Below are 8,754 nucleotides of genomic sequence, written 5' to 3'. Positions count from 1 at the left end.
GGTCAGCCTATGGGTATCTAATAGCTCCGGTTCTGTGCAGTTAAAATGCGTTCGGTAGAGCCCTGTCGGATTATCGCTAGGGACGAAGGGAGGGTTATCAGCGAAAGGATACTTCACATTGGTATAGATCGGTTTATCAAAGCCTTGCATCTGCCAGTTGCTTGGCACTGTGATCGACTTCCATGAGGAATCATCAAAATGTTCAGAGACAAACTCTTCGCAGACCAACTCAGGCGAACCGAACAGCTGAAACTTCCAAACCCCATTAAGAGACAAGGTGCGTGACGAGTTCTTCCCCACAGCCTCAGCCAAAGAGGTGTAACCATTCAAAGGAGCATGAGCCTCAACAACGTTATGATGAGTGATGTGTTGATTTTCCCATTCACGGGCAGAGATGATTTGAGAGAAAGTTCTCATTGAGTGTTCCTTACGATAAACCGTTCAAAGTGAATCATTGCAAGTGATACTCAGTGCTCCATAACATTCAAACATGACGAACACCAACGAATCAGCACTGGCAATAATCCCTAGAGAGACAAAAGAAAAGCCGCAGCCAGAACCGCTGCGGCTATTGAGATATTACTTAAAGGTACGCTTGCTCACCTTATCGAGTTTCTTCAAGATTTTTTCGATTCGGTCAGGGTGAACCATAAACTCTTGGAAGCCTTTCATGCCTTCTTTGGCCATCGCAGGATCGGTATCACGGTCATAGAACTGAGCCGTACCATCGGTAGAAGCAAGCATTGCTACGCCTTTATCTAAGAACGGATCTGACTTGGCTTTGGCTTTATTGTTGGTCGGAATTTGTAACAGCATCTCATTGATCAGCTGTTGGTTTTCAGCGCGAGCAACAAACTCTAAGAACTTACGTGCATCTTCCTTATTTTTCGCTTTTGAAGGAATGTGTAGCGTATCCATAGGCGCATCTTCAGACATAGGAACACTTGGGTCGATGACAGGGAATTGGAAGAAATCCATCTTGCCATCCAACTCAGCAGGGAAGTTAGGCGTGATGAAGTTACCCATCAGGTACATCGCCGCTTTACCGTTGTACAAGAAAGGTTGAGCTTCTTGCCAAGAATAAGAGGCGTGATTTTCTAGATAGTAACCAGGCTCAACAAGCTCAGCCCAGTTAGCGAACGTTTTCTTCACACGTTCGTCAGAATAAGGCACCTTGCCTTCCATCAACTGAATATGGAAATCCAAGCCGTTGGTACGCATGTTGATGTAATCAAACCAACCCGCAGCAGTCCACAAGTACTTAGTACCAATCGCAAACGGCGCCACACCATTTTCTTTCAGCGTTGCCGATGCCGATTTCAGATCATCCCATGTTTTAGGTTCAGCAATTCCATACTGTTCAAAAATGTCTTTGCGGTAGTAGATACCCCATTGGTAATACGTGTATGGCACACCAAATTGCTTGCCATTCACCGTCATTGCAGGTGCGGCTGACGCAAAGTCTTGCTTCATGTTGTTGTCAGTCCAAATATCACTCACATCTTCAAACAGGCCGCGGTCAACAAAGGCTTTCATTCGGTTACCCGCATACCAAAAAACCACGTCCGGCGGCGAAGTGACCAACCAATTACGAATCGTTGTTTTGTACGACTCGTGATCGTACAAGTTGTACTTGACCGTAATATCTGGGTTTTCTTTTTCAAAACGGTTAATGATCTCACCCCACGCCTCTTTTGGCGCTGGATCAGAAGCATCAGAGTTTATGACCAAAGTGCCTGCAAACGAGGTTGCAGACATGGAGGCAGCGAGCACTGCAGAGGCAGCGATATGTTTCACGTATTTCATATTGAGGTCCTTGTTATGGAGCTAAGCTCTCTAAGTCCAATTCTTATTGTTTTCTCTCGTAGGGTTGTTCGTGTTTTAGTTTCTCTTCAATGATTCATCCATTCGGGATGTCGGTAGCAATAACGACTAAAGCCGTCGCTATTGCTAGGTTCGTGTATCGATTCTTATCTCGTTATTTACCCTTTGGTCGCACCTAATGTCAGGCCTGCGATAAAGTGCTTTTGCATGGTAAAGAACAGCACTACCGGTGGGATAGCCGCAACCACTGCACCCGCCGACATAAACTGCCAAGACGCCAGCCATTGGCCTTGAAGTGAGCTCAACCCCGCGGTTACTGGGCGAACGTCATCACTCTGAACCAGTACTAGTGCCCAGAAGAAGTCATTCCAAATAAAGGTAAACACCAACACGGCTAACGCTGCTAAAGCTGGGCGAACCAAAGGGAGTACGACATGCCAGAATATTTTCCATTCACTCACCCCTTCAACACGCGCCGCTTCGATCAAGGCATCTGGGATCCCAACAATAAAGTTACGCATGAACAAGGTACAAAAGCCGGCTTGAAAAGCGATATGGAAGAAAATCAATGCCCAATGGGTATCGTAAAGGCCAAGTCCAATCGTTAAATCACGCACTGGAATCATCAAAATTTGGAACGGAACAAAGTTGCCCGCGATAAACATCGCAAAGATCCAAACGTTGGCTTTGAAGTTGTATTTCGCCAAGGCATACCCAGCTAAAGTCGAAAGAGCGACAGCCCCTGCGACCGCTGGCAGTGTGATGATCAAGCTATTGATTAGGTACTGCCCCATTGAGGTGGAGGTAAAAACTTGGGTGTAGTTCTCAATGAACTGAATCTCGCTCGGCCAGCCCCAGTAATTACCTTTGTTGATGTCATCCATCGACCGAATCGACGTCATCATCACGGCGATTAGCGGTAATAACCACATCACGATCGAGATAGGTAACGCGACTCGGTAGCTGATATTAGTAAAGCGACCGGCTTTTTGAATTGGTTGCGGAAACATTATTTTTCACTCCTTAACATGCGCCACAAGAAGTAAGCGATATAGATATCCATAATCAGAAACAGCACCACAGAAACCGCTGCACCGTAACCCATTCGATAGTTAAAGATAGACTCTTCATACATTTGATACGCCAGTACCGTCGAGCTGCCCCAAGGTCCACCCGCCGTCATGGTTGCCACTAAATCGAAAGAACGCAGGGCACCAATCACGGTCACGACCACGGCAATAAACGTCGCCGGTCTTAGTTGAGGCAACACCACATACCAGAGCATGCGCCACTTCTTTGCACCATCCAGTCGCGCCGCTTCTAATTGCTCTGGGTCGAGGTTGTTCAACCCCGTGAGATACAAGATCATGCAGTAAGAAATTTGTGGCCACAGACCAGCAGCGATGATTCCATAGGTGACGTAGTCTTCATCAGCAAGTATTGAAACGGGCTCAAAACCGAAGGTACCCAATACCATATTGAAAAGACCAAATGACGGGTCATAAAACCAAGAAAATACGAGGCCGACCACCACTTGAGAAATAACAAAGGGGAAGAAGAATAAGGATTTAACGACACGAATGCCTTTCACTTGTTGGTTTAAGAAAAGGGCAATCGCCAAGCCACACGGTGGCGCAAGCATAAAGAAGATCAACCAAAGGAAGTTATTCGTTAACGAAGTATAAAAAGCATCTGAGTCAAATAGCTCACGATAGTTCTCAAGCCCCACCCACTCTTTTTCGCCTAACCCATCCCACTCAAAGAAGCTCAGCCAGATACTGTCCAAGATGGGGTAGATAACATAGAGAGAGAAGATAGCGATGGCTGGCGCCAAGAACAGCCAAGGTGACACCTTAGAACTAATGCGCCTTTTCTTTTTCGCCGATGGGATGCGATTTTCTGGGTATATCGTTTTCACAGATTGCTCCATTTCCCGAAATTCCTTGTATTAAAAGCTTCATTTACTATTTGATTAATTTCCACCTAGATTTCTAAATTCAATCTAGCAACTCAGCATTTATGGTAATTACGTTCAAATATTAGGCTTATTGATAATATTACGCACAGTTATGTTTTATTTTTGTAAACGTTTCCACAAAAATCAGTATAGATCGCCAAATTTATATGACCACGATCAATAAATCATGCGAGGCACCTAACAAATTTCTGATGAAAGCGTATGTTTTAAAGGCAAAGAGATGCAGTCCAACGAAGCAAGGAGAGAGCATGGCTGATATCAGCTTAAAACAGGTCATCAAACGATATGGTGATGTTCAAACGATCCATGGTGTTGATCTAGAAATAAGTAACGGCGAATTCGTAGTATTCGTTGGACCGTCTGGTTGCGGTAAATCAACTCTCTTACGCTTAGTTGCTGGCTTGGAAGAGATTACTGAAGGTGAGATCCATATTGGCGATGATCTGGTTAACGATGTCGATCCTGCCGAGCGTGGCGTGGCGATGGTATTCCAGTCCTACGCCCTTTATCCGCATATGACGGTTGAAGAAAACATGGGCTTTGGCCTGAAAATGAACGGGGTAGCTAAAGAAGTCGTCGAGAAACAAGTCACGAGTGCAGCGAAAACGCTTCAACTAGATCCTTTATTGAAGCGTAAACCGAAAGAACTTTCAGGTGGACAACGTCAGCGTGTTGCTATCGGTCGAGCAATTGTTCGCAACCCAAAAGTGTTCTTATTCGACGAGCCTTTATCAAACTTAGATGCTGAACTTCGTGTCGATATGCGCTTACAAATCGCCAAATTGCACCAAGATCTGCAAAATACCATGATTTATGTCACGCACGATCAGGTCGAAGCAATGACGCTTGCTGACAAGATCGTAGTACTGAGAGATGGTCGAGTAGAACAAGTTGGTTCACCTCTCGAACTGTATCATTCTCCACAAAATGAGTTTGTGGCTGGCTTTATTGGCTCTCCGAAAATGAACTTCTTACCGTGTATCGTGAACAGCATCTCAGAAACTCATGCCCAACTGACCGTCAATGGACTTAATAAAATGACTCTACCATTGCCAAGTGATGGCCTTGCCGAAGGACAAAAATTGACTCTTGGTATTCGACCAGAACATTTGGAGATCAATGGCGAGTCAGATATCACGATTGAGTTCCAGAGCGAAGTGGTAGAACGATTGGGCAATAGTACCTATATGTTTGGCCAATCATGTGGCGTTGATAGCTTTAAGGTCCACCTACCCGGAGATCAAGAGGTCGCACGTTATCAGTCTCTCAATTTAAATTTCGCATCAAAAGATTGCCATCTGTTTGATGCTGAAGGTCAGCGTATTAACTAGGCTTTAAAAACGGTAGAGCTAGCTCGATGTCGCTAGCTTTACCACTTCATTTCAAACTCATTGCTTGTGCCACTTTTAAGTAGTTAAACGCTTCCACTTTCTTCCTCTTTACCTTATGAAACATCTCTCAAAAGTTTCATAACTCACACCTAAATGTTGGCCTATGAAGGCTTATTCGAACTTTATTTACCCTTAATAGCTATCCGGACATTAATTTGATAGTCGTTTACTCAATAATGGCTAAACTATAGTGTCGCTTACCCCTTTCTGAGAAAACCCAAATGCCTAATGCTGATTCCACCCTAAATAAACGCATGGGAATCGTTGCGCTCACCTGGCCAATTTTTATCGAAGTTCTTCTAAGAACCGCACTCAACACCAGTGATGTATTCATGTTATCGGGGTACTCAGACAAAGCCGTGTCTGCCGTTGGTGTTATCTCTCAGATATCCTTTTTTCTGATCATCGTCTCAACTATGGTCAGCAGTGGTACAGGCATCCTAATCGCACAGTACAACGGTGCTTCTCGCACTCAAGAGAGCGCTCACGTGGGCGTGGCGAGCATTATCTTGGCCATTATTACCGGTGTGTTACTCAGTATGATTGCGATTCTTGGTGCTGAATATTTTATTCCTCTCTACCAACTGGAAGCTCAAGTCGAACAGTACGCTCAAGAGTATCTGTTTATCAGTGGTGCTCTCACCTTTAATGTCACGATAGGTGTCGTTCTCACCACGATTCTGCGCAGCCATGGCTATTCAAAATCACCGATGGTCATCAACATGATTGCAGGTGTGATCAACATCTTCGGCAACTACTGTGCACTTTACCAACCTTTCGGGTTGCCAGTGTACGGCGTACAAGGGGTTGCAACAGCGACAGTCATTAGCCAAGTGATCGGCTTATTGATCTTAATCGGTGTCGTAAGAAACAAAGGCATTGACCTACCGATGAAACAGTTCAAATCTGTGCCTAAAGCTATCTATCAAAAAATCATGAAGATCGGCTCTATGAACGCTGGAGAAGTACTCTCTTACAACATGGCGCAAATCAGTATTACCTTCTTTGTGGTTCAGATGGGAACGTCTTCACTGGCCGCGTTTACTTACGCACAAAACATCGCACGCCTCTCTTTTGCCTTTGCCTTAGCCATCGGCCAAGGTAGCCAAATCCAAACGGGTTATTACATAGGTAAAGGTTGGATAGATGAGATAGCCAACCGTGTACAACGATACTTTGTAGTAGGCTTCATCGCCTCTATCACCATTACCTGCGTGGTCTATATTTTCCGATTCGAGATTTTGGATCTCTTCACTCAAGACCCAGAGATCATCGCACTGACTGCCGCACTCATCGCAGGCTCGATACTTTTAGAAGGTGGTCGCGTGTTTAATCTGATTTTCATTTCTTGCTTAAAAGCCGCAGGCGATATTAAGTTCCCGATCAAAATGGGCATTCTTAGCATGTGGGGCATTGGCGTTGCGATGAGCTATTTACTTGGTGTGCATTGGGGTTATGGCGTATTTGGTGCTTGGATGGCAATCGCGATGGACGAATGGTTCCGCGGATTGATTATGGTTCGTCGCTGGCGAGCGAAGAAATGGACTCGATTCTCTTTGTAAATTTGTAAGTAGTAAGTAGTAAGTAGTAAGTAGTAAGTAGTAAGTAGTAAGTAGTAAGTAGTAAGTAGTAAGTAGTAAGTAGTAAGTAGTAAGTAGTAAGTAGTAAGTAGCCAGACAATAACCAATCATAAAAACAATATGTTAGGCATCTCACTCATTACAATTGAGATGCCTTTAAAGTTATTGGCCTACTATGATCCTTTTACTTATCAAGCTCATTTTAAAAGAACAAATAGCAGGCTCAGTGGAGGTTATGCGGCAGCTTCAAGCGCTTTCTTACGCTTTGCTAATCGGCCAAAAATACCGACTAACATTACAATGCCGCACACACCGTACACCTGCATGATGGTTGGATCATCCGAGACAAAACCAACATCAGAGAACATCACGTAAGCACCTAATACCATGTAGAGAATGATAGCCGAAGCTTCGAAACGGAACTTCCAAGGTGTGACATCGATATTTTCATTCACAGGCATCACGTAATCATCTTCACGTGGCATGAAGTAGCCAATGATGAACATCAGCGCTGTACATACAACAAACAGAATCGCCAATTGGTGTAAGAAGTGAATAGGTGTTTTGAACACTAGCTGCATCGCAGCGTATGAACTTACAAATACCACCAATGCCACTTTAGCCGCTAGAGCTGGCACACGTTTAGAGATGTAACCCACAAACACGATAGTAAAGATTGGCACACTGAAGAAGCCCGCTACCATTTGTAGGTATTGGAACAGACCTTCTGGTGCGTACATGATGAATGGTGCGATACATACCGAGATAATCGCGATTACAACGCCAAAGATACGGCCTTTACCCACCAGCTCTTCATCCGTTTTGCCTTGGCCAAACAAAGGTTTGTAGACATTCAATGCAAATAGAGTGGTCGAACTGTTAAGCACGCCATTAAATGTACTTAGGATGGCACCAAACATAACCGCGACAAAGAAGCCAACCAACGGCTTAGGCAAAACTTCGTTAACCAAGCGCGTGTACATAGTGTCTGGATTACCGGCATCTGCACCAAACATGTGGAATGCAATGATGCCTGGAATAATTAGGAACAGCGGAGAGATAACCTTAATCGCACCAGCAAGAATCACCCCTTTCTGACCTTCTTTTAAGTTCTTAGCACCCAATGCACGCTGGATGATTGATTGATCCGTACCCCAGTAGTAAAGGTTCACAAGTAGAAGACCTGTAAACAAGGTTGAGAACGGCAGTGGATCAGTCTCTGTACCAACCGATTGCAGTTTCTCTGGCGCGGCATAAAGCAGAATATCCAAGCCAGCACCAAAGCTGCCCTCACCCAACACCATTAAACCAAACACGGGGATCATCATGCCGCCAATAATAAGACCAACACCATTAATAGTATCGGCAATCACGACCGCTTTTAGGCCGCCATAAATCGCGTAAAAGAAGCCAAGTAGACCAATCGTCGCCGAAATAAGGGCTATTGAACTAAACTCTGAAATATTTAGCAAAGCTTGAACATCAAAGATCTCCCCCAAAACAACGGCACCGGCATAAAGTGTGGTTGGCAAGATATTGATGACGTACTGGCACAAGAAAAGTAACGTCACAAACTTTTTCACCGACATGTCGTAACGGCTCTCTAAGAAGTCTGGAATCGTCGTTATCCCTTGCTTCAGGTAACGCGGTACCAACATCAAAGCGATGATCACCAAAGTGACACCAGAGGCCACTTCCCACCCCATGACACTCATGTTGTGGGTATAAGCTTGTGCACTCATGCCAACAAAGCTAGTCGCGCTCAAGTTGGTTAAAATTAGGGAGCTGGCAATCAAACCACCGGTTAAGCTTCTTCCGCCAAGAAAGAAACCGTCTTGTGAGGTGTTCTTGTCATTTTTAACTTTGTTGTAGGTAAACGCGACAACAAAACCAGTAAATAACAAGAATGACAGCAGAACTGTAATAGACATTTTGTTTTCCTTAAGTTTAGTTATTGCGGCAGCAATTCCTCGCTGCCGAT

Annotated in this window: 7 protein-coding genes; 2 read left to right on the top strand and 5 right to left on the bottom strand. The window is 44.6% G+C overall.

Translation table 11 applies throughout. From position 1 onward, the window contains the following. From NX845_RS07345 to NX845_RS07330, 4 genes are all read right to left on the bottom strand, one after another. Positions 1 to 417: sugar-binding domain-containing protein (locus NX845_RS07345; RefSeq protein WP_405054868.1), on the bottom strand; the 417-nt coding region annotated here is incomplete at its 3' end. 162 nt (positions 418 to 579) lie between these two features. Continuing rightward, positions 580 to 1,806, bottom strand: coding sequence for an ABC transporter substrate-binding protein (locus tag NX845_RS07340; RefSeq protein ID WP_017095501.1), 1,227 nt, complete (start codon positions 1,804 to 1,806; stop codon positions 580 to 582). A gap of 176 nt (positions 1,807 to 1,982) precedes the next feature. Then, on the bottom strand, positions 1,983 to 2,834 hold the full coding sequence (locus tag NX845_RS07335) for a carbohydrate ABC transporter permease (RefSeq protein WP_004734435.1): 852 nt from the start codon (positions 2,832 to 2,834) through the stop codon (positions 1,983 to 1,985). Then, complete coding sequence (locus NX845_RS07330; protein WP_017080042.1) at positions 2,834 to 3,754, bottom strand: carbohydrate ABC transporter permease; 921 nt, start codon at positions 3,752 to 3,754, stop codon at positions 2,834 to 2,836. Before NX845_RS07330 ends, NX845_RS07335 begins: the two co-directional genes overlap by 1 nt. Before the next feature lie 296 nt (positions 3,755 to 4,050). Here NX845_RS07330 and NX845_RS07325 point away from each other — a divergent pair, with 296 nt between their 5' ends. Then, positions 4,051 to 5,133, top strand: a complete 1,083-nt coding sequence (locus NX845_RS07325; protein ID WP_215514810.1) for an ABC transporter ATP-binding protein — start codon at positions 4,051 to 4,053, stop codon at positions 5,131 to 5,133. A 281-nt stretch (positions 5,134 to 5,414) separates the two neighbouring features. Continuing rightward, positions 5,415 to 6,755, top strand: a complete 1,341-nt coding sequence (locus NX845_RS07320) for an MATE family efflux transporter (protein ID WP_017095499.1) — start codon at positions 5,415 to 5,417, stop codon at positions 6,753 to 6,755. A gap of 251 nt (positions 6,756 to 7,006) precedes the next feature. On the opposite strand, the gene NX845_RS07315 is transcribed toward NX845_RS07320, so the two are convergent. Next, positions 7,007 to 8,704, bottom strand: a complete 1,698-nt coding sequence (locus NX845_RS07315) for a solute:sodium symporter family transporter (RefSeq protein ID WP_017089766.1) — start codon at positions 8,702 to 8,704, stop codon at positions 7,007 to 7,009. Between the last annotated feature and the right edge of the window lie 50 nt (positions 8,705 to 8,754).

The sequence above is a fragment of the Vibrio sp. NC2 genome (assembly GCF_025195005.1).
Taxonomy (GTDB): Bacteria; Pseudomonadota; Gammaproteobacteria; order Enterobacterales; family Vibrionaceae; genus Vibrio; species Vibrio splendidus.
Note: the sequence above shows the minus strand (reverse complement) of the source record. Positions and strands in the feature narration are given on the sequence as shown.

Excerpts from the sequence above, each read along its gene's own strand:
- NX845_RS07340 (WP_017095501.1), bottom strand. The coding sequence starts at position 1,806 with ATGAAATACGTGAAACATATCGCTGCCTCTGCAGTGCTCGCTGCCTCC.
- NX845_RS07315 (WP_017089766.1), bottom strand. The coding sequence starts at position 8,704 with ATGTCTATTACAGTTCTGCTGTCATTCTTGTTATTTACTGGTTTTGTT.
- NX845_RS07325 (WP_215514810.1), top strand. The coding sequence starts at position 4,051 with ATGGCTGATATCAGCTTAAAACAGGTCATCAAACGATATGGTGATGTT.
- NX845_RS07330 (WP_017080042.1), bottom strand. The coding sequence starts at position 3,754 with ATGGAGCAATCTGTGAAAACGATATACCCAGAAAATCGCATCCCATCG.
- NX845_RS07335 (WP_004734435.1), bottom strand. The coding sequence starts at position 2,834 with ATGTTTCCGCAACCAATTCAAAAAGCCGGTCGCTTTACTAATATCAGC.
- NX845_RS07320 (WP_017095499.1), top strand. The coding sequence starts at position 5,415 with ATGCCTAATGCTGATTCCACCCTAAATAAACGCATGGGAATCGTTGCG.